The sequence below is a fragment of the Rhodococcoides corynebacterioides NBRC 14404 genome, from assembly GCF_001894765.1.
Classification (GTDB): domain Bacteria; phylum Actinomycetota; class Actinomycetes; order Mycobacteriales; family Mycobacteriaceae; genus Rhodococcoides; species Rhodococcoides corynebacterioides.
The window spans coordinates 738,137-757,079 of the sequence record NZ_BCWV01000003.1; the positions used below are offsets into that span (position 1 = coordinate 738,137).

Below are 18,943 nucleotides of genomic sequence, written 5' to 3' on the forward strand. Positions count from 1 at the left end.
GATTCGACGCAGAAGACGGCTTCGTACACGGTTCCGGGCATGTCCACCGAGGACGGCGCACGCGTGGCAGAGATCCTGCAGGATCGGCTGAACGCGCTGAACGATCTGCACCTGACCCTCAAGCACGTGCACTGGAACGTGGTGGGCCCGAACTTCATCTCGGTCCACGAGATGCTCGACCCGCAGGTCGAGGCCGTTCGCGGATTCGCGGACGACGTCGCCGAGCGCATCGCGACCCTCGGCGGGTCGGCCAAGGGCACGCCGGGCACCATCGTCGCGCAGCGCTCGTGGGACGACTACAGCATCGGCCGCGCACCGGCCATCGAGCACCTCGGTGCGCTCGATCTCGTCTACACGGGGGTCATCTCGGACTACCGCGAGGCGATCGAGAAGACCGGTGACATCGACCCCGTCACCGAGGACCTGCTCATCGGACACAGCGGCCAGCTGGAACTCTTCCACTGGTTCGTCCGCGCGCACCTCGAGAACGCCGGTGGTCAGCTCTCCACCGCGGGTGCGTCCTCGGAGAAGGAAGCTGCAGCCGACGCCGGCTGACCCGACGCGTCACGGACAGCGCCGCGCCCTCCCGTCGAGGTGCGGCGCTGTCGTGCGTCCGGTGTAGTTTGCGCGGGTGAGCGACTCGTCCATCACCACTCGCCGGGAGCGCATGCGGGGCCTGGTCGAGCGCATCGCCGACGCGCGTCGCGGAGACAGCAGCGAGACCCTCGCGGCCGCATTCCTCCTCGCCGCCACGGTGGCGGCCCTGGTCTGGGCCAATTCTCCGTGGGGCGAGACGTATCGGGCGTTCTGGCACACACCGCTGTCCGTCACCGTCGGCACGCACGGCATCGAACTCGATCTCCAGCACTGGGTGAACGACGGCCTCATGGCGCTGTTCTTCTTCGTCGTCGGCCTCGAGGTCAAGCGCGAGTTCGCGATGGGCGAGTTGCGGGACACCTCCCGCGCGGCGGTGCCGATCGTGGCGGCGCTGGCCGGACTGGCCGTTCCCGCGCTGCTGTTCCTGGTGCTCAACCCGTCGGGTCCGGCGTCGGCGGCGTGGGGCGTCGTCATCTCCACCGACACGGCCTTCGTGCTGGGTCTGCTGGCCGTGGTCGGCCCGTCGCGTGCGCTGCGCCTGCGCGTGTTCCTCATGACCCTCGCCGTCGCCGACGACGTCGGCGCCCTGGCGATCATCGCCGTCGTCTACACCGACGACCTGCGAGTCGGCCCTCTCCTGGTGTCGTTCCTCGGCCTCGCCCTGGTCCTGGTCCTGCGGCGGATGCGCGTGTGGCGGGGAGCGGGTTACCTCGTCGTCTCGCTCGTGACCTGGACGGCGATGTACCTCTCCGGCGTCCACCCCACCCTCGCCGGCGTGATGATCGCCCTGCTGCTGCCCGTCTACCCGCCCCGGCGACGGGAGGTCGAGCACGCCGCCGCGCTCACGAGGGCGTTCCGCCAGTCGCCGAACCCCGAGTACGCGCGGGCGGCTCGACTCGGGCTCGAGCGGGCGGTCTCCGTCAACGAGCGGCTGATGCGCCTGTACCAGCCGTACACCGCCTTCCTGGTGGTGCCGATCTTCGCGCTCGCCAACGCCGGGGTGGTCCTGAGCCGGGAGACGCTCACCGCGGCGGCCACGTCCCCGCTCACGTGGGGCATCGTGCTCGGACTCGTGATCGGCAAGTTCGTCGGCATCACCGGTGCGACCGCGCTGTTCGCCCGCATCCGTCCGCAGGCGCTGGCCCCGGGGCTGACCTTCCCGCAGATCGCGGGCGGCGCCGCGCTGTCCGGCGTCGGTTTCACCATCTCGCTCTTCATCGTCGATCTCGCGCTCGAGGACCCGCTGCTGCAGGACGAGGCGCGCGTCGGCGTGCTGTCCGCGTCGGTGATCGCGGCGCTGCTGGGGTGGGGAGTGTTCGCGCTCGGCAACCGGCTCGCGCCCCCGCCGGCCGGCCCACCGAAGAAGCTGCTCAGGCCGGTGGGTCGACGCGACCACGTCCGCGGTCCGCTGGACGCGCCGCTCACCGTGGTCGAGTACGGCGATTTCGAGTGCCCGTTCTGCAGCAAGGCGACCGGAGTCGCGCGGGAGCTGCGCGAGCACTTCGGCGACCGACTGCGCTACGTCTTCCGGCACTACCCACTGGACGACTACCACCCGCACGCGCGCTATGCCGCGCAGGCCGCGGAAGCCGCTGCGGTCCAGGGCAAGTTCTGGGAGATGCACGACACGCTGTTCCGCCACAGCGACGACCTGGAGCGCGACGCCGTCGACGGGTACGCGGCAACCGTGGGGCTCGACATGGACCGGTACGAGGAGGACATGCGCACCGGCGACTTCGTCACCCGCGTGGAGGACGACGAACTCGACGCGCTCACCAGCGAACTGCCGGGGACTCCGGCGTTCTATCTGGGCGGCGCCGACACACCCCGTCGGCACGACGGCCCGCACGACACGGCGACGATGATCCGCGAACTGGAGAAACTGCTGACCTAACGGTGGTCCGGCACCCGGTTGCCCTCGTCGTCCCAGTGCTCGGCCACCTTCTTCGACGGCTGCACGCGCGGCGGCTCCCCTTGCATCTTGGGGTAGTCGGGCGGGAAGTTCAGCTCGCCGCCGGGCAGGGTCTCCCACAGCTGCAGCAGCGGATCCAACGAGAACGCCTCGTCGTCCATGTCCGCCCACGGGTCGCCGTCCGCCAGGTAGTCCGGCACGGTGTGCAGCGTGTAGGCGCGCGGATCCGCCGTCTCCGCCAACGTCGACCACGACATGGGGGTGCTGACGGGCGCACCGGGCCGGGCGCGCAGGCTCCAGGCGCTCGCGATGGTGCGGTCCCGGTTGTTCTGGTTGTAGTCGAGGAAGATGCGCTCTCCGCGCTCCTCCTTCCACCAGGCGGTGGTGACGCCGTCGTCCCGCCGTTCGAGTTCGCGGCCGAGTCCGATGGCGGCGTGTCGGACGTCCTCGAACGTGTACTCCGGCCGGACCCGCACGTAGACGTGAATGCCGCGGTTGCCGCTGGTCTTGGGATAACCGCGCAGGCCCAGCTCTGCGAGCAGTTCGCGCGTCACCTCCGCCACGCGCTGCGCGTCGGCGAACGTGGTGCCCGGCTGCGGGTCGAGGTCCAGACGCAGCTCGTCGGGACGGTCGACCTCGGGACGACGCACCGGCCACGGGTGGAAGGTCAGCGTCCCCATCTGGGCGGCCCAGACGAACGACGCCGGCTCCGACGGGCACAGCTCGGCCGCCGTACGTCGACTCGGGAACGTGATGTCGACGGTCTCGATCCAGTCGGGCGCGCCCTTCGGCAGCCGCTTCTGATAGAAGCCGTCGCCGCCCTTGTCCTGCGGCCCGGTGGCCAACCGCATCCCGTCGCGGTAGCCGTCCGGCCACCGCTCCATCGCCGTCGGGCGATCGCCGATCGCGCGCATCATCGCCGGGCCGACGGCCGAGAAGTACTCGCACACCTGGAGTTTGGTGATAGCCGGGCCCGCATCGGTGGCCTCGTAGATCACCCGGTCGGGGCTGGTGACGCGGACGTCGCGCTCGCCCGCCCGCACCGACGCGGCCGGTGTCGCCATCACGCACCCGCCAGGATGTCGGCGACGTCGTACCGCTCGGGGGTGTCGAGCTGGTCGTAGGTGCAGCTGAGCGGATCGCGGTCCGGTCGCCACCGCAGGAAGCGCGCCGCGTGCCGCAGTCGGTCCTTCTCCATCTGGTCGTACGCCACCTCGAGCACGCGCTCGGGCCGGACGGGGATCCACGTGCGGTCCACCCCGGACCGCCATCGGGTCTGCTCGCCGTCGGAGACGACGTCCTCGCCGAGCCGCAAGGGCTCCAGTTCCTTCTGGTACTCGATCCGCTTGGCGTCGGTGAACGCCGACGCGCCCCCGATCATCTGCAGCCGGTCGCCGTTGTAGAGTCCGAGCAGCATGGACCCGATACCGTTGCCGGACTTGTGAATTCGGTACCCGATGAGCACGCAGTCGGCCGTCCTGGCGTGTTTGACCTTGACCATCTCGCGCTTGTTCGGCAGATACACCCCGTCCAGGCGCTTGGCCACCACCCCGTCGAGACCTGCACCTTCGAAGCGGTCGAACCACTCGGTGGCCAGCGCGGCGTCGTCGGTCACCCGCGTGACGTGGCACCGCGGCGCCTCCCGCGGCTCGAGGATGCCCTCGAGCGCGGCACGCCGCTCGGCGAACGGGCGGCCCGTCAGATCGGCGTCACCCAGGGCGAGCAGATCGAATGCCACGAAGCGCGCCGGCGTCTTCTCGGCCAGCATGCGAACCCGACTGTCCGCGGGGTGGATTCGCTCCGACAGCGAGTCCCAGTCCAGGCGCCACGATCCGTCGCGCTCGAGCGAGACCACCAGTTCCCCGTCGACGACGCAGCGGGTGGGCAGTTCCTCCTTCACCGCCGCGACCATCTCCGGGAAATAGCGGGCCAGATCCTTGCCGCCCCGCGATCCGAGCACCACCTCGTCCCCGTCGCGAAAGACGATGGTGCGGAAGCCGTCCCACTTGGGCTCGTAGGACCACACAGCATCCGGCGAACCCTGGTCCGGCACCACCTTCGCGGCCTTGGCGAGCATCGGCTGCAGCGGCGGCATCACGGGGAGGTCCACACCGGTCATCCTCGCACGAGACGCCGACGTCCCACGGGCATACAGTGACCGCCATGCCTCTTCTCCGGACTCGCCGCACGCGCCCCGCCGCGCTGCTGCTCGGTGCGGTCGCGGCGGTGCTCGTGGCGGCCGGATGTTCGTCCACGGTCACCGGCACCCCGGTCGCGGCGCCGACCACGTCGGCGGCGTCCACGACCTCCGAGATTCCGAACGACCGCCTCGTTCCCCCGACCACCACGTCGTCGGGCGGGGACGTCTCCATCGACGTCGCGCCGGGTGACTGCGTGCGCCTCGGCGGCACGGTGAACGACGCGACCATCGAGGAAGCCGAGTGCGGCTCGGACGAGTCGAACTACGTCGTGGTGGCGTCGTCACCGACGTCGAGCGGGTGCCCGTCCGACGTCGACCAGACCTACTACGAGACGCTCGACGGCATCGAACAGGGCGCGCTGTGTCTCGACATCGACTTCGTCGTGGGCGGCTGCATGGACCTCGGCGGCGAGGACCCCGTGCGCGCCGACTGCTCCGAGCCTATGGCCGACGGCGTCCGTGTCGCCGAGATCATCCAGGACTCCGTGGACGAGTTCGACTGCAACACCGACCGCGCGTACGTCTACGACGAGCGGGAATTCGTCGTGTGCTTCGACTCGCCCTGATCCGCCCCGACTCGCCGTGATCGACGCCCCGCGCCTTCGCACCGCTCGCGGACGGTGGATCGTCGCCGCGACCGTGCTCGGCTCGTCGCTGACCATGCTCGACGGCACCGTCGTGAACATCGCGCTCCCTGCCATCGCCGCCGATCTGGACGCGGACGTGTCGGGCCTGCAGTGGACCGTCACCGGCTACACCCTCACCCTGGCCGCATTCGTGCTGCTGGGGGGCTCGCTGGGTGATCACCACGGCCGTGCCCGCCTCTTCGCGATCGGGACGGTGTGGTTCACGGCGGCGTCGGTGGCCTGCGCGCTCGCCCCGTCCGTCGACGCGCTCGTCGCCGCCCGCGTGACCCAGGGGGTCGGCGCAGCGCTGCTCACGCCGGGATCGCTCGCGATCCTCTCGGCGTCGCTGGATCCCCGCGATCGCGGCGCCGCGATCGGGCTGTGGTCGGGGCTCGGCGGGGTGGCCGCCGCGGTCGGACCCGTCCTCGGGGGCTGGCTGGTCGACCTGGCCGGATGGCGGTCGGTGTTCTGGATCAACGTCCCGCTGGGAATCGTCGTCCTGGTGGTCACCGCGCGCCATGTCCCCGAATCCCGGGATCCCGACGCCACGGGTCGTCTCGACTGGGTGGGCGCAACTCTCGTCGTGGCCGCGTTGGCCGCGGTCACCATGGGCGCGATCGACGGGAATGCGGTGGCGGTGGGACTCGGGCTCGTCGGGGTCGGCGTGTTCGCCGCGTGGCAACGACGCGCTCGTCGTCCTCTGGTGTCGCCGGCGCTCTTCTCGTCCCGGACGTTCGTCGGCGCCAACGTGGTGACCGTCGCGGCGTACGCCGCGCTGGGCGGAGTGTTCTTTCTGCTCCTGCTGCAGTTGCAGACCGCGCTGGGGTACGACGCAATCACCGCGGGCGTGGCGACGCTGCCGATCACCGCTGCGATGCTGCTGTTGTCCTCACGCACGGGCGCGCTGGCGGACCGCATCGGCCCGCGCATTCCGATGACCGTGGGTCCGGTGGTGGCCGCGGCCGGGCTCGCGCTGATGACCCGCATCCATCCCGGCGCCGCGTACGTCGGGACGGTGCTGCCCGCCGTCGTCGTGTTCGGGGTGGGGCTGTCCATCCTGGTGGCGCCGCTGACCGCGGCGGCCATCGGTTCGGTGCCGAGCGAGCACGCGGGCGCGGCGTCGGCGGTGAACAACGCCGTCGCGCGGACGGCACAACTGCTGGCGGTGGCCGCGCTGCCGGGCCTCACCGGGATCACCGGAACGCTGGATGCGGACACGGTGGGGCGAGGCTTCACCCCGGCGATGTGGATCTGTGCGGGACTGCTCCTCGCGGCGGCCGCCGCGGCGTTCGTGCTGGTCCGGCCGCCGGCACGGGCCTGAGTTCAGTCGGCGAGGCAGGCGACCCGCGGGTCGACCCGGAGCTTGGCCAGGGCGCTGCGGATGCGCGACTTCATGGTCGAGACGGGAACGCCCATGCGGTCGGCGGCCTCGGCGTAGGTGAGTCCCTCGAAGAACGCCATGAAGAGGCACTCGCGCTGGCGGCTCGACAGTGTGGACATCGCGTCCAGCACGGGCCGGCGGTCGAGGAAGCGGTCACCTCCGTCCGCCGAGCCGATGGCGGCGTCGAGCATCGCCCACTTGGACTCACGATCGGAGCGGGACTGCTCGGATCGCACCCGGTCGATGGCGCGGCGGTGCGCCATCGTGACCAGCCACGCGGCGGGCGAGCCCTGTGACGGCGAGAACGTGGGGGCCTTCTGCCAGACCTCGAGGTAGACGTCCTGCACGCACTCCTCCGAGAACCCGCGGTCCCGCAGGACGCGCAGCACGGCGCCGTAGACGCGAGACGAGGTGAGGTCGTAGAACCGGGCGAAGGCCGCACGGTCTCCGCGTCCGACGGCGACGAGAAGGTCGACCAGTTCACCGGTGGCGGTCTCCGGACGTCGGGCAGGGGCGGCGGCGGGCGGGGTCCGGTCGACGACGTGCTTGTCCGCCAGTCCTACCGATCCCGAATCGGGTTGTGCGACAAGAGTGTTCACGGTCATCACCTCGGTCCGCGGAGCACGGGGTCGTGCTCGATGTCTCCGACAGTGCCAGCGCCCGACAGCGGTACTGCGACACGCATGTCGCAATCAGGACACCGTCCGGTAACGAACCGATCACGACGCTCGACGTACGCCGCACCACCCGGATCGCCGCGGCCGCGTGCAGGTCTAGGGTTTTCGCCATGAGCAGCACCCCCGGCAGCACTCCTTCCGGCACCACTCCCACGACCGACCCCGACGTCAAGCCGCGCAGTCGCGACGTCACCGACGGCCTCGAGAAGACCGCCGCCCGCGGCATGCTCCGTGCCGTCGGCATGGGCGACGCCGACTGGAGCAAGTCGCAGATCGGCGTCGCGTCGTCGTGGAACGAGATCACGCCGTGCAACCTCTCCCTCGACCGGCTGGCCAAGGCCGTCAAGGAGGGCGTGCACACCGGCGGCGGTTATCCCCTCGAGTTCGGCACCATCTCCGTCTCCGACGGCATCTCGATGGGCCACGAGGGCATGCACTTCTCCCTCGTCTCCCGTGAGGTCATCGCCGATTCGGTCGAGACCGTCATCAGCGCCGAGCGTCTCGACGGATCCGTGCTGCTGGCCGGCTGCGACAAGTCCCTGCCCGGCATGCTCATGGCCGCGGCCCGCCTGGACCTCGCGTCCGTCTTCCTCTACGCGGGCTCGACGCTTCCCGGTTTCGCCACGTTGTCCGACGGCAGCGAGCACCAGGTGACCATCATCGACGCCTTCGAGGCCGTCGGTGCCTGCTCCCGCGGGCTGATGTCCCGCGAGGACGTCGACACCATCGAGCGCGCCATCTGCCCCGGCGAAGGTGCCTGCGGCGGCATGTACACCGCGAACACCATGGCCAGCGCCGCCGAGGCGATGGGCATGTCCCTGCCCGGCAGTGCCGCGCCGCCCGCCCCCGACAAGCGTCGCGACGGGTTCGCCCGCGCCAGCGGCGAGGCCGTCGTCGAACTGCTCCGCCGCGGCATCACCGCACGCGACATCATGACCAAGGAGGCCTTCGAGAACGCGATCGCCGTCGTCATGGCGTTCGGCGGGTCGACCAACGCCGTCCTGCACCTGCTGGCCATCGCGCACGAGGCGGATGTCGAGCTCACGCTGGACGACTTCATCCGCGTCGGCTCCAAGGTCCCGCACCTCGCGGACGTCAAGCCGTTCGGTAGGCACGTGATGACCGACGTCGACCGCATCGGCGGCGTGCCGGTGGTGATGAAGGCTCTCCTCGACGCCGGTCTGCTGCACGGGGACTGCCTGACCGTCACCGGCCGCACGGTCGCCGAGAACCTCGCCGACATCGCACCGCCGGATCCCGACGGCCTGGTCCTGCGCGCGATGTCGGAGCCGATCCATCCCACCGGCGGCATCACCATCCTGTCCGGATCGCTCGCACCCGGCGGCGCCGTGGTGAAGTCGGCCGGCTTCGATTCGGACGTCTTCGAGGGCACCGCGCGGGTGTTCGAGCGCGAGCGCGCCGCGATGGACGCACTCGAGGACGGCACGATCACCGCCGGTGACGTGGTCGTCATCCGCTACGAGGGCCCCAAGGGCGGACCCGGCATGCGCGAGATGCTGGCCATCACCGGCGCGATCAAGGGCGCCGGCCTGGGCAAGGACGTGTTGCTCATGACCGACGGCCGCTTCTCCGGCGGCACGACGGGCCTCTGCGTCGGACACATCGCGCCCGAGGCCGTCGACGGCGGGCCGATCGCCTTCGTTCGCGACGGCGACCGAATCCGCCTCGACGTCGCGAACGGCACGCTCGACCTGCTGGTCGACGAGGCCGAGCTGGCGTCCCGACGCGAGGGGTGGGCACCGCTGCCGCCGCGCTACACCCGCGGCGTCCTGGCGAAGTACTCCAAACTGGTCGGCTCCGCGTCGCAAGGCGCCGTCTGCACCTAGTTCCCCGCGAGCCACGCCGCTCGTGACCGACCCGAGGCCCCACCGTGATCAATTCGTGACGCGGTGGGGCCGTGGTCGTCATCGGGGCGGGGAACTCTGTCTCGTGACGGGGCAGCGCAGGGCTGCCTGAACCATCGGGAGGCAGCGCGCATGTCCATCATGAAGAAGTCCATCGCAGGAGCGTTCGGTGTAGCCCTCGGTGTCGCGGCGTTCCTGCCCGCCACCGCCTCGGCCGCTCCGGTCGACGCATGTCAGGCCCCCTTCGGCCGGGACGCCGTCACCGGTGAATGCTCCGCCACCAGCGACGCCTCCAGCGCTGCCGCGGCCTACGGCAACGCCGCCGCCGACGCCAACCGCAACGCCCTCGCCCTGGCCCTGGGCCTGAACGGCGGCTCCGCCACCTCGTCGGCCGTCGGCCTGGCCGCTCCCGCCGCCATCGCGTTCGGACCGGGCAGCGTCGCGGAGGCCATCGGCCTCAACCCCGGCCTGTCCATCGCCATCGCGGGGCCCGGCGCCACCATCACCGTCGACTCCGTCGGCGGCGTGACCTGCGACGGCCCCGGCTTCGCGGGTGACCTCACCACGCTGAAGGCCTGCATCGGCCAGAACTGACGGGTCCCGGCTGGTCGAGCACCCTGTGCGCCTCGGCGTCGGATCCTCCGGATTCCCGTCCGCCGACGCCCCGAGCCGCACAGTGCGCTCCGAGACGGACCCTTGACACACACGAGCCCCGCACCGAGAACGGTGCGGGGCTCGTGTGAGTGCTGGGTCAGGGAGCAGGAACGAAGCCCGTTCCCACGCCGCCACCGCGGTTGATGTCGTCGAAGACCGCGCGGATGTTGGTGCCCACCTCGGGACCGATGCACGGGATGCCCAGGTAGGCATTCACCATGCCCACCAGCGTGGTGCCGGCGACCACCGGACCGCCCGAGTCACCCTGCTGCACGCAGATCTGGGTGTAGGTGCGGTCGTTCTGGAACAACTCGCCATAGGTGATGCCGCAGGTGTTGCCGGTGGTCCGGCCTTCCTTGCACATGATGCCGGGGAACGTCGCGGGCTCGCCGACACCCGTGATGGTCACGTTGCCGACGCGGTTGGTCGGGGCCACACGGTTCCGATCGAACTCGATCACGGCGTAGTCCAGGCCGCCGACCGAGGAGACGATGCGGCCCACCGCACCGGCGTCCGGCAGGTATTCCGCACCCACCAGGTCACCCGGAACACCGCAGTGACCGGCGGTGATGCCGACCAGGCGACCGGCGTTGTCGTTCCCGATGGTGGTCAAGGTGCAATCGAACTTGCCCTTGCCCGAGCTGTCGGCGATCAGGATGCCGGACCCACCGCCCAACACGGCGACGGGTGCGGCGGACGCGGTGCCCACGCCGACACCGGCGGTCAGGGCGAGAGCAGCGGCAGCCGCGACGACGAGTTTCTTCAGCATGTATTCCCCTCCGGAGTTCCCGCACACCGTAGCAATCTCGGGCGGGGAATCCGTACTAGTTGCCCTGCTCGGTCAATCGGTCGAGCGCCCGGCGGGCGTCCTCGAGCTCGCGGCTGAGAACCTCGACCCGCTCACGCGCCGCCGCCCGAGCGGCCTCGACCTTCTCCTCCACGGCCTCCGACGCCGCCGGATCACCCAGTGCGCGCACGGCCTCGAGCACCCGATCGGCCGTCACGACGGTGGGCCTGCCCGCCTTGCGTGCGCCGTGCGACACCGTGACGGTCCACGTGTCGTCCGGTCCCGACGCCACGGTGACCCCGATCGACACCGGAGCCGACTTCGAGCGGCGCGGTTTCGCCGGGGCGGGTGTGGATGCCGGGGTCTGGGTCGGGGTCGGGGTCGGCGCCGCGACCGGAGCCGTCGGCGCTGCCGGGGCCGTCGGCGCTGCCGGGGCCGGGGTCGTCGGGGTCGGCCGTGGAGTCCGCGCAGCCCGGGGAGCACGGGGAGCCCGCGCGGTCGGCGCCGCCACGGGCGCGGTACGGGAGCGCCGGAGCTCCTCCGCCTCGTACGGCAGCCGGTCGTCCACCCCGGCGGGACTGACGGTGACCGTGGTGCCGTCGATCGACACCACCCGTGCGGACGCACCGGCCTCGAGACCCAGCGAGGGCGTGGCCTCCCGGAGATAGACGGTGGCGCGCTTACCGGCGTCCAGGGCGGCCTGCAACGCGGCGAGGTCGTCCGCGGTGAGGGCATCGGCCGGCGGTCGCCGACGGGACGAGGCCATGGGTGTCCTCTCGGGAACTGGGCGGGGAGGTGACGGACAGCGCCGACAGTCTGTCACGCGCCCCCGACACCTCCGCCGACGTCGCGGCGCGACGGTTGCGTGCCGATCCTGCCGGGTACGCGCCGCCCATGACCGACACCGATTCCCGCGCCCACGTCGTCGAGCTTCTCTCCGACGCGAACCTCTGCATGTTCACCACCACCTCCACCGACGGGCACCTCATCGCCCGACCGATGGCCCTGCAGGAGACGGAGTTCGACGGCGATCTCTGGTTCTTCGCCGCAGCCGACTCGCGCAAGGTCGCCGACATCGGCGCGAACCCCTCCGTCGGCATCTCCTTCCAGTCCGGCACCTCGTGGGTGTCGGTCTCGGGCCGCGCGTCCGTCGTCCGGGACGACGCGAAGAAGAAGGAGCTGTGGAGCCAGGGCGTCGCCGCGTGGTTCCAGGACGGTCCGGAGTCCGACGGCATCGTCCTGATCAAGGTGGAGGCCGAGGGCGCGGAGTACTGGTCCGCCCCGGGATCGAAGGTGTCCACGCTGATCGCGTACGCCAAGTCCCGCATCACCGGTGATCGCCCCGACGTGGGCACCAACGACACCGTCGACCTGTCCTGACACCACGCGGCCGTTCGCCCGGAGCGGACACCGCTGTGAACGGTTCGAGAGGGCGCGGAATCGGCACCGCCGTACCGCTCTGCCGCGTACCGTTCGACGGGTTCTCTGCGCCCCGGTGCTCGTGACGGGGCGGCTCCGCCACGTTCCCGGGAGAAGGCACGTTATGTCGCTGGACACGACTCCGTCCGACACGTCCTCGTCGACGGCGGCGGCACGGGAGCAACTCTTCCTCGTCGACGCGGTGACCGACGAGGACGCGCAGATCGCGAGCGCGTGGATCGAGAAGCACAGCCGGGTTGCGGATCCGCGCACCGTCCCGATGACCGGTCGTGCGCTCGATCGTGTTCTCGACGGCCTCACCGACGGCGACCCGTTGGTCACCCCGGTGCGCGTGGTCCACACCAAACCGGACTCGCCGTCGCGAGGCCTGCGCCGCTGGATCCGACCCCGCAAGGGTGAAGCCCGGGTCGCCGTCGGCGAGCCGGCGACGCTGAGCGACCTGCGTCGCCGGTTCGAGTCGACCGCCGGCCGGTCGTTGTCGACGTACGTGGCACGGCAGGCGAGCCTGACCCTCGACCGCGCCGAGCGCGACATCATCGGCAACGAGTACAAGGTGCCGCGGTTCGTGGTCGAGGAGCTGACCGAGCGGTCGCAGTTCCGACGCGACCTGGCCGAGCTGTCGAAGGCGGTGAACACTCCGCTGGCCGAGGTCCGCGCGCGGGTGCACAAGATCCTCGACGAGATGGTCGCCACCGAGAACAAGCAGGCGGTGGAGCTCTGGGGACAGCTCGGAGCGTTCTTCTCGCGGGCCTACCGCGTGGAGGTCGACGACGAGTCCCTCGCTGCGCTGCGCGAACTGGACAAGTCCTATCCCCTGGTCTTCCTGCCGAACCACCGGTCGTACCTCGATCCGCTGGTGCTGCGGCCGGCGCTGCTCGACCAGGGTCTGCCCCTGAACCACGTCATGGGCGGCATCAACGTCGGGTTCTGGCCCCTCGGCCCGCTGGCCAAGCGCAGCGGTGTGGTGCTGATCCAGCGGAAGTTCTCCGACGACGTCTACAAGTGGACGCTGCGCCAGTACATGAGCTTCCTGCTGAGCAAGAAGTTCAACCTCGAGTGGTACATCGAGGGAGGTCGGTCCCGGACGGGCAAGCTGCGCCCGCCCCGCTTCGGCTTGCTCACGTATCTGGTCGACGCACTCGAGACCAGCACCGCGGCCGACGCGTACCTGGTGCCCACGTCGATCACCTACGACCGCCTGCACGAGGTCGGGGCCATGACGGCGGAGATGCACGGCGCGCAGAAGCAGGCCGAGGGCATCAAGATGGCCATCGACTACGTGCGGGCGCAGGGCAAGATCCGCGGGACGGTGTACCTGCGGTTCGGCACGCCCATGTCCGTCCGCGCCTTCCTCGAGGAACACGAGGACAAGCGCGTGGCGGTGCAGCGAGCCGCACTGGCGGTCTCGCACGCCATCAACGAGGCCACCCCGGTGACGCCGGCCGCCCTGGTGGCGATGGCGATGCTCGGCACCGAGGACCGGGCCCTCGACATGGCCGAGATGTGCGGGGTGATCGACCCGCTGGCGCACTACATCCGCCTGCGCGGACTGCCGACGGCCGGCGGGGTGGACCTGACCGATCGCGCCGTCGTCACGGCGGCGCTGCGCACCCAGGTGACGGCCGGCGTCGTCACGCGGTTCGACGACGGCCCGGAGCCGCTCTACCTGCTGGCGCAGGACAAGCACCTGGTCGCCTCGTTCTTTCGGAACAACACCATTCACTTCTTCGTCATGCGCGCCATCGGCGAACTGGTGGTGCTGCGCATCGAGGACTGCCCGCAGGGTGTGGCCGGGGCCGACGATCTGTGGCGGTCCGCGCTGGAATTGCGCGACCTGCTCAAGTTCGAGTTCTTCTTCGGCGACAAGCGGGAGTTCGGCGCGCGTCTGGAAGCCGAGGTCGACCTGATCGATCCGGGCTGGCGCGACCGGTTGGACACCCCGGGCTACGCCGTGGCCACGCTCGAGCGTCAGCCGTTCCACCTCGCCCATCGCGTTCTGCAGCCGATCTTCGAGGCGTACCAGGTGGTGGCCGACCGACTGGTGCTCGCCGACCCGAACGCGGAGTTCGACAAGTCGGCGTTCCTCACCGAGTGCCTCGGTGTCGCGCACTCCCGTCGGCTGCGTCAGGAGCTCGATCACAGCGAGGCCATCTCGAACGAATTGTTCGACACGGCACTGCAATTGGCGGACAACCGGGGAATTCTGAACTCCGACGCATCGGACGTGCGGGAGCGCCGCGAGCAGTTCGCGGTGGAGATCGCCGCCTGGGGGCGGGTGTCGCGTCGAATCAGAGCCATGGTGTACCGCAGACTCGCCGGGCACGAGGGTGCCGCCGACTCCCCGCTCGCCGACCACCCGACCGCCGCCGACCGATCCGGAGAATCACGGTGACCTCTCGCCCGGCCCAGTCCCTGACCGATCTGCTCGACCTCGTCGCCGCGGCCCCCGAGGGCCCGGAGGTGGTCGCGTTCTTCGACTTCGACGGCACCGTGATCGACGGATACTCGGCCACGGCGGTCTTCAAAGAGCGCCTGCGCCGCTTCGACGTCGACCTGTTCGAGCTGTGGGACATCAGCAGTGCCGTCGTCGAGATGCGGCTGCGCGGCACCACCGTGGACAACCTCATGGACAAGGCCGTGCGCGCTCTCGCCGGCAAGACGCACGAGGAGCTGATGGAGCAGGCCTACCTGCTGTTCCGGTCGGAGATCGCGTCGCAGATCTTCCCGCAGGTGCGCACGTTGATCGCCGCGCACAAGGCGCGGGGGCACCGCATCGTGCTCTCCACGTCGGCCACGCCGTACCAGGCGACGCCGGTCGCCGAGGACCTCGGATTCGACGCCCTCGTCTGCACCCATCCCGAGATCGGGGAGGACGGTGTGCTCACCGGCTCTCTCGACGGTCTGTCGCTCTGGGGTCCGCGCAAGGCCGCGGGTATCGAGGACTGGGCGGCGGGCGAGAAGGTCGACCTCGCCGGCTGTTTCGGTTACTCGAACGGCGCCGAGGACGTGCCGATGCTCGAGACGGTGGGCATTCCCGTCGCCCTCAATCCCGACGGTGACCTCGACCGCACCGCCCGTGACCGCGGCTGGGCCCGCGTCCGACTGCAGAAGCCGACGACGGGGGTCGACGTCACCTCGACCGTGCGCAGCGTCGCCGCCCTCGGTTCCGTGCTGGCGAGTGCCGGGCTGGGTGCCACGCTCGGCCTGCTGAGCGGGTCCCGCCGCGTGGGCGCCAACATCACCAACTCCGTGGCGCCCGAACTGGCGTTGGCCCTGACGGGCATCGAGGTGGAGGTGATCGACGAAGCCAACGCCTGGTCGCATCGGCCCGCGGTGTTCCTCTTCAACCACCAGTCGACGATGGACATGATCGTCGTCGCCCGGGTGCTGCGTCGCGACATCACCGCCGTCGCCAAGAAGGAACTGGCGCGCGACCCCCGGTTCGCTCCCCTCGGCGCGTTGTTCGACGTCGCCTACGTCGATCGGGCGAACGGAGCGCAGGCCCGGGACGCGATCAAGCCGGCCATCGACAAGTTGAAGAGCGGCACCTCGGTCGCCATCGCGCCCGAGGGCACGCGGATGCCGACCTCCCGCCTGGGCCGATTCAAGAAGGGCGCCTTCCACCTCGCGATGGAGGCGGGCGTGCCGGTCGTTCCGCTGGTGCTCGAGGGCGCGGGCGACGTGATGTTCCGATCCGCCTTCACGGCGCACCCCGGGAAGGTGACGGTGACCGTGGGCGCACCGGTTCCCACGGACGACTGGACCCCCGACACTCTCGACGATCACATCGCCGAGGTCCGCGAGTTCTACGAGCGGACGCTCGGCCATGTCCGATAGCACCGACACCGCCGACGCCACCCGCCGCCGGGTCGAGGATGCCCTCCTCGGGTCCTCGGCGTCGTACACCCGCGACGAGGTGGCCCGGCGCGCCGGCGTCGACCTCGACCGCGCCCGACGCCTGTGGGTCGCGATGGGCTTCCCCGTGAATCCGGACCCGGACGCGGTGATGTACACCGACGCCGACGTCGAGGCGCTCCGTGCGCTGACGACGTTGGTGGACCGGAACGTCGTCGAGGAGTCGATGGAGCTGGCCGTCGCGCGCACGCTCGGTCAGTCGATGTCCCGGCTCGCGGAATGGCAGGTGGGCGTGGTCAACGCGTACATCGCGGCACGCATTCGCGAGGACGAGGCCGCGGGCGGCGAGAGCGATCCGGACGGGATCCGACACGATGCGCGGGAATTGGCCGCGGAGACCGTTCCGACGCTCGAGATGCTGCAGAACTACGTGTGGCGCCGCCACGTCGCGGCGGTCGCCGGGCGATCGTTGGACATCGACGGCTCGCCGGACAACCGTCGGACGCTGGCCGTGGGGTTCGCCGACATGGTCGGCTACACCTCGCTCACGCGCCGCCTCGACGTCGACGAGCTGACGTCGTTGCTCGAGGAGTTCGAGTCGGTGGCCGGCGAGGTCATCGCGCGCGGGCACGGGTCGGTGGTCAAGAACGTCGGTGACGAGGTGATGTTCCAGTGCGCCGACCCCGTCGACGCGGCGCGGATCGCGTTGCGGCTCCACGAGGCGTTCGCCGACCGTGACGACGTGCCGGCGCTGCGGGTGGGCATCGCGCTGGGACCCGCGCTGGCCCGGTTCGGCGACCTGTACGGCTCGGTGGTCAACATCGCCGCCCGCCTGACGAGCAACGCCCATCCCGGCACCGTGCTGGTCGACGAGCACACGGCCGAGGCGCTCACGGACGTCGACGAGTTCTACCTCAAATCGCTGCGTCCGCTGCGGGTGCGCGGCTTCCACAAACTGCGCACCTTCGCCCTGCGACGCAACCGCGATCACGGCGGTGACCGGGAAGGATCGAGCGACTCCGGGCGTTGACCGGGGCAATGACTCCCTCCCCGGCGACCGGCCTGGTCCAGGCTACCCGCCTCTGGACGCCGAAGCACGTCGTCGTCACGGCGTCCGCCGCCGACCTGCCGCACACCGCCGAGATCCTGCGACGCTGCGCGGCCGCGGGCGTCGACGACGTGACGATGCTGCCGGGCGACCGGATCACCGGGCTGCGTGCCGGGTCCGACCGCGAGGTGTACGCGCGGGCGAAGTCGACCCTGGCCGTCGTCGTCGCCCCGCCGAGTGCCCGTAAGCCCCAACCGATTCCGCCGAGTGCGGACTGGCGCATCGACCTGGCCAAGGGCTGCCCCGCGCACTGTCAGTACTGCTACCTCGCGGGCTCGTTGTCGGGACCGCCGATCACCCGCGTCTACGCCAACCTCGACGAGGTGCTGGCGCCGATCGCGTCGCACGTCGGCCGGGGGTCGGTCACGTCCGGCACCGCCGAGCGCGCGCACGAGGGCACCACCTTCGAGATGTCCTGCTACACCGACCCGTTGGGCATCGAGCGGGTCACGGGGTCGCTGGCCGCCGCGATCGCGCGGGTCGGCGCCGGCGAGTTCGGCGACGACGCGTCGATCCGCTTCACCACCAAGTTCGACGACGTCACCGAGCTCGCCGCGCTGGACCACGGCGGGCGTACGCGGGTGCGGTTCTCGGTCAACGCGGCCGACGTCGCCCACCGGTTCGAGGGCGGCACCGCCCGGATGCCGGCTCGACTCGCGGCGCTGCGCACCCTGGCCCGCGCGGGGTACCCGGTGGGCGTGACCATCGCCCCGATCATGCCGATTCCCGGCTGGCGCGAGCAGTACGGACGGTTGCTCGCCGACCTGGCCGACGCCGTCGCGGACGTCCCCGATCTCGATCTGACCGCCGAGATCATCACGCACCGCTTCACGCCCGCGAGCAAGGACGTGCTGCTCGGCTGGTACCCGGCGACCAAGCTCGAGATGGACGAGGACGCGCGCAGCGCCAAGCGGTCCAAGTTCGGCGGGGTCAAGTACGTCTACCCGAAGGACGTGATGGCCGAGATGCGCTCGTGGTTCACCGCCGAACTCGAGCGGGTGGTGCCGTCGGCGCAGCTGCTCTACTGGACCTAGCCGTGCCGGAAGGGGACACCGTCTTCGCGCTCGCGCGTCGGCTCCGGCCCGCCCTCGACGGGCAGCGACTCGCCGTCGGGCGCCTGAACGTCCCCGCCCACGCGACCGCCGACCTGTCGGGTCGGACGGTGCTCGGGCATCGCACCGTCGGCAAGCACCTGCTCACCGACCTCGACGACGGCCTCACCCTGCACACCCACCTGAAGATGACCGGCTCGTGGACCGTGACCCGGCCCGACCGACGCCTCCCGCGCCGGCTCGCCCCCGACGTGCGGGTGGAGCTCGGCGTCGCCGACGGGCCGACCGCGTACGGCATCACACTGCCCGTCGTGCAGCTCATGACCACGCCCGACGCCGCCCGCGAGCTCGCGTATCTCGGCCCGGATCCACTGCACGACGACTTCGACGCCGAGCTCGCCGCGGCGAACGTCCGCGCGGATCCGCGGCCGGTGATCGCGGTGCTGCTCGATCAGCGCGTCATGGCCGGGCCGGGCAACCTGTGGGCCAACGAACTGTGTTTCCTCCGCGGCCTCGGCCCCTGGGTTCCCGCGTCGGAGGTCGACGCCGATCGACTGGTCGCCCTCACCCGGAAGACCATGCGGCACTCCGCGACCGTGCCCGGCGCGATGCAGGTGACCACCGGCGACACCCGCCCCGGCCGGCAGCACTGGGTGGCCGGACGGGCCGGCAGACCCTGCCTGCGCTGCGGCACCACCATCCGCGTGATGGCCGAGGTGCCCGGCGACCCCGAACGTCGTCGGACCTGGTGGTGCCCGCACTGCCAACCGGGCCCGGACCGGCCCTGAC

The 18,943-nt window shown here is 70.8% G+C and carries 17 protein-coding genes; 12 read left to right on the top strand and 5 right to left on the bottom strand.

Annotated elements, in window-relative coordinates; all coding sequences use genetic code 11:
* Window positions 1-39: 39 nt before the first annotated feature.
* Both RC2_RS08765 and nhaA read left to right on the top strand, forming a co-directional pair.
* A complete protein-coding gene (locus tag RC2_RS08765; RefSeq protein WP_371828721.1) occupies window positions 40-555 on the top strand; it encodes a Dps family protein in 516 nt (171 codons plus the stop codon).
* A 112-nt stretch (window positions 556-667) separates the two neighbouring features.
* Window positions 668-2,491 carry a Na+/H+ antiporter NhaA gene (gene nhaA / locus RC2_RS08770; protein ID WP_068153295.1) on the top strand — a complete coding sequence of 608 codons (1,824 nt, stop codon included), beginning with the start codon at window positions 668-670 and terminating at the stop codon, window positions 2,489-2,491.
* Here the strand turns inward: nhaA and RC2_RS08775 are convergent.
* Entirely contained in the window at window positions 2,488-3,573 is a 1,086-nt protein-coding gene (locus tag RC2_RS08775) for a DNA polymerase domain-containing protein (protein ID WP_068153290.1), read from the bottom strand. The two genes, nhaA and RC2_RS08775, sit on opposite strands and share 4 nt — an antisense overlap.
* Window positions 3,573-4,619 carry an ATP-dependent DNA ligase gene (locus tag RC2_RS08780; RefSeq protein WP_068153297.1) on the bottom strand — a complete coding sequence of 349 codons (1,047 nt, stop codon included), beginning with the start codon at window positions 4,617-4,619 and terminating at the stop codon, window positions 3,573-3,575. The genes RC2_RS08775 and RC2_RS08780 overlap by 1 nt, the downstream gene beginning before the upstream one ends.
* A 53-nt stretch (window positions 4,620-4,672) precedes the next feature.
* Between RC2_RS08780 and lppU the strand changes: the two genes are divergently transcribed.
* Both lppU and RC2_RS08790 read left to right on the top strand, forming a co-directional pair.
* Entirely contained in the window at window positions 4,673-5,275 is a 603-nt protein-coding gene (lppU, locus tag RC2_RS08785; protein WP_068153298.1) for an LppU family putative lipoprotein, read from the top strand.
* A gap of 16 nt (window positions 5,276-5,291) precedes the next feature.
* Entirely contained in the window at window positions 5,292-6,656 is a 1,365-nt protein-coding gene (locus RC2_RS08790; RefSeq protein WP_072681290.1) for an MFS transporter, read from the top strand.
* A gap of 2 nt (window positions 6,657-6,658) precedes the next feature.
* Here the strand turns inward: RC2_RS08790 and RC2_RS08795 are convergent, their stop codons facing one another.
* Window positions 6,659-7,315, bottom strand: coding sequence for a sigma-70 family RNA polymerase sigma factor (locus RC2_RS08795; RefSeq protein ID WP_245811027.1), 657 nt, complete (start codon window positions 7,313-7,315; stop codon window positions 6,659-6,661).
* Between the two features lie 188 nt (window positions 7,316-7,503).
* Between RC2_RS08795 and ilvD the strand changes: the two genes are divergently transcribed.
* Window positions 7,504-9,240, top strand: coding sequence for a dihydroxy-acid dehydratase (gene ilvD / locus RC2_RS08800; protein ID WP_072681292.1), 1,737 nt, complete (start codon window positions 7,504-7,506; stop codon window positions 9,238-9,240).
* Window positions 9,241-9,390: 150 nt separating this feature from the next.
* On the top strand, window positions 9,391-9,852 hold the full coding sequence (locus RC2_RS08805) for a DUF6764 family protein (RefSeq protein WP_072681294.1): 462 nt from the start codon (window positions 9,391-9,393) through the stop codon (window positions 9,850-9,852).
* A gap of 157 nt (window positions 9,853-10,009) precedes the next feature.
* Here the strand turns inward: RC2_RS08805 and RC2_RS08810 are convergent, their stop codons facing one another.
* Together RC2_RS08810 and RC2_RS08815 are read right to left on the bottom strand one after the other, a co-directional pair.
* Window positions 10,010-10,681 carry a chymotrypsin family serine protease gene (locus RC2_RS08810; protein ID WP_072681296.1) on the bottom strand — a complete coding sequence of 224 codons (672 nt, stop codon included), beginning with the start codon at window positions 10,679-10,681 and terminating at the stop codon, window positions 10,010-10,012.
* 55 nt (window positions 10,682-10,736) lie between these two features.
* Window positions 10,737-11,465, bottom strand: coding sequence for a DUF6319 family protein (locus RC2_RS08815; protein WP_072681298.1), 729 nt, complete (start codon window positions 11,463-11,465; stop codon window positions 10,737-10,739).
* A gap of 2 nt (window positions 11,466-11,467) precedes the next feature.
* Here RC2_RS08815 and RC2_RS08820 point away from each other — a divergent pair, with 2 nt between their 5' ends.
* The 6 genes from RC2_RS08820 to RC2_RS08845 all read left to right on the top strand — a co-directional run bounded on the left by RC2_RS08820 (window position 11,468) and on the right by RC2_RS08845 (window position 18,942).
* Window positions 11,468-12,079, top strand: coding sequence for a pyridoxamine 5'-phosphate oxidase family protein (locus RC2_RS08820; protein ID WP_245811028.1), 612 nt, complete (start codon window positions 11,468-11,470; stop codon window positions 12,077-12,079).
* A gap of 163 nt (window positions 12,080-12,242) precedes the next feature.
* Complete coding sequence (locus RC2_RS08825; RefSeq protein ID WP_068144259.1) at window positions 12,243-14,531, top strand: glycerol-3-phosphate 1-O-acyltransferase; 2,289 nt, start codon at window positions 12,243-12,245, stop codon at window positions 14,529-14,531.
* The gene (locus RC2_RS08830; RefSeq protein ID WP_245811029.1) at window positions 14,528-15,976 is read left to right on the top strand and encodes an HAD-IB family hydrolase; all 1,449 of its coding nucleotides are present in this window, start codon (window positions 14,528-14,530) and stop codon (window positions 15,974-15,976) included. Before RC2_RS08825 ends, RC2_RS08830 begins: the two co-directional genes overlap by 4 nt.
* Window positions 15,966-17,024 (top strand): adenylate/guanylate cyclase domain-containing protein, encoded by a 1,059-nt coding sequence (locus tag RC2_RS08835; RefSeq protein WP_068144257.1) that lies wholly within the window; start codon window positions 15,966-15,968, stop codon window positions 17,022-17,024. The genes RC2_RS08830 and RC2_RS08835 overlap by 11 nt, the downstream gene beginning before the upstream one ends.
* Window positions 17,025-17,032: 8 nt before the next feature.
* Window positions 17,033-18,136, top strand: a complete 1,104-nt coding sequence (locus tag RC2_RS08840) for a spore photoproduct lyase family protein (RefSeq protein WP_068144255.1) — start codon at window positions 17,033-17,035, stop codon at window positions 18,134-18,136.
* Between the two features lie 2 nt (window positions 18,137-18,138).
* Window positions 18,139-18,942, top strand: coding sequence for a DNA-formamidopyrimidine glycosylase family protein (locus RC2_RS08845; protein WP_068144252.1), 804 nt, complete (start codon window positions 18,139-18,141; stop codon window positions 18,940-18,942).
* The last annotated feature ends 1 nt before the right edge of the window (window position 18,943 follow it).

Excerpts from the sequence above, each read along its gene's own strand:
- RC2_RS08765 (WP_371828721.1), top strand. The coding sequence starts at position 40 with ATGTCCACCGAGGACGGCGCACGCGTGGCAGAGATCCTGCAGGATCGG.
- nhaA (WP_068153295.1), top strand. The coding sequence starts at position 668 with ATGCGGGGCCTGGTCGAGCGCATCGCCGACGCGCGTCGCGGAGACAGC.
- RC2_RS08775 (WP_068153290.1), bottom strand. The coding sequence starts at position 3,573 with ATGGCGACACCGGCCGCGTCGGTGCGGGCGGGCGAGCGCGACGTCCGC.
- lppU (WP_068153298.1), top strand. The coding sequence starts at position 4,673 with ATGCCTCTTCTCCGGACTCGCCGCACGCGCCCCGCCGCGCTGCTGCTC.
- ilvD (WP_072681292.1), top strand. The coding sequence starts at position 7,504 with ATGAGCAGCACCCCCGGCAGCACTCCTTCCGGCACCACTCCCACGACC.
- RC2_RS08805 (WP_072681294.1), top strand. The coding sequence starts at position 9,391 with ATGTCCATCATGAAGAAGTCCATCGCAGGAGCGTTCGGTGTAGCCCTC.
- RC2_RS08810 (WP_072681296.1), bottom strand. The coding sequence starts at position 10,681 with ATGCTGAAGAAACTCGTCGTCGCGGCTGCCGCTGCTCTCGCCCTGACC.
- RC2_RS08815 (WP_072681298.1), bottom strand. The coding sequence starts at position 11,465 with ATGGCCTCGTCCCGTCGGCGACCGCCGGCCGATGCCCTCACCGCGGAC.
- RC2_RS08825 (WP_068144259.1), top strand. The coding sequence starts at position 12,243 with ATGTCGCTGGACACGACTCCGTCCGACACGTCCTCGTCGACGGCGGCG.
- RC2_RS08835 (WP_068144257.1), top strand. The coding sequence starts at position 15,966 with ATGTCCGATAGCACCGACACCGCCGACGCCACCCGCCGCCGGGTCGAG.
- RC2_RS08840 (WP_068144255.1), top strand. The coding sequence starts at position 17,033 with ATGACTCCCTCCCCGGCGACCGGCCTGGTCCAGGCTACCCGCCTCTGG.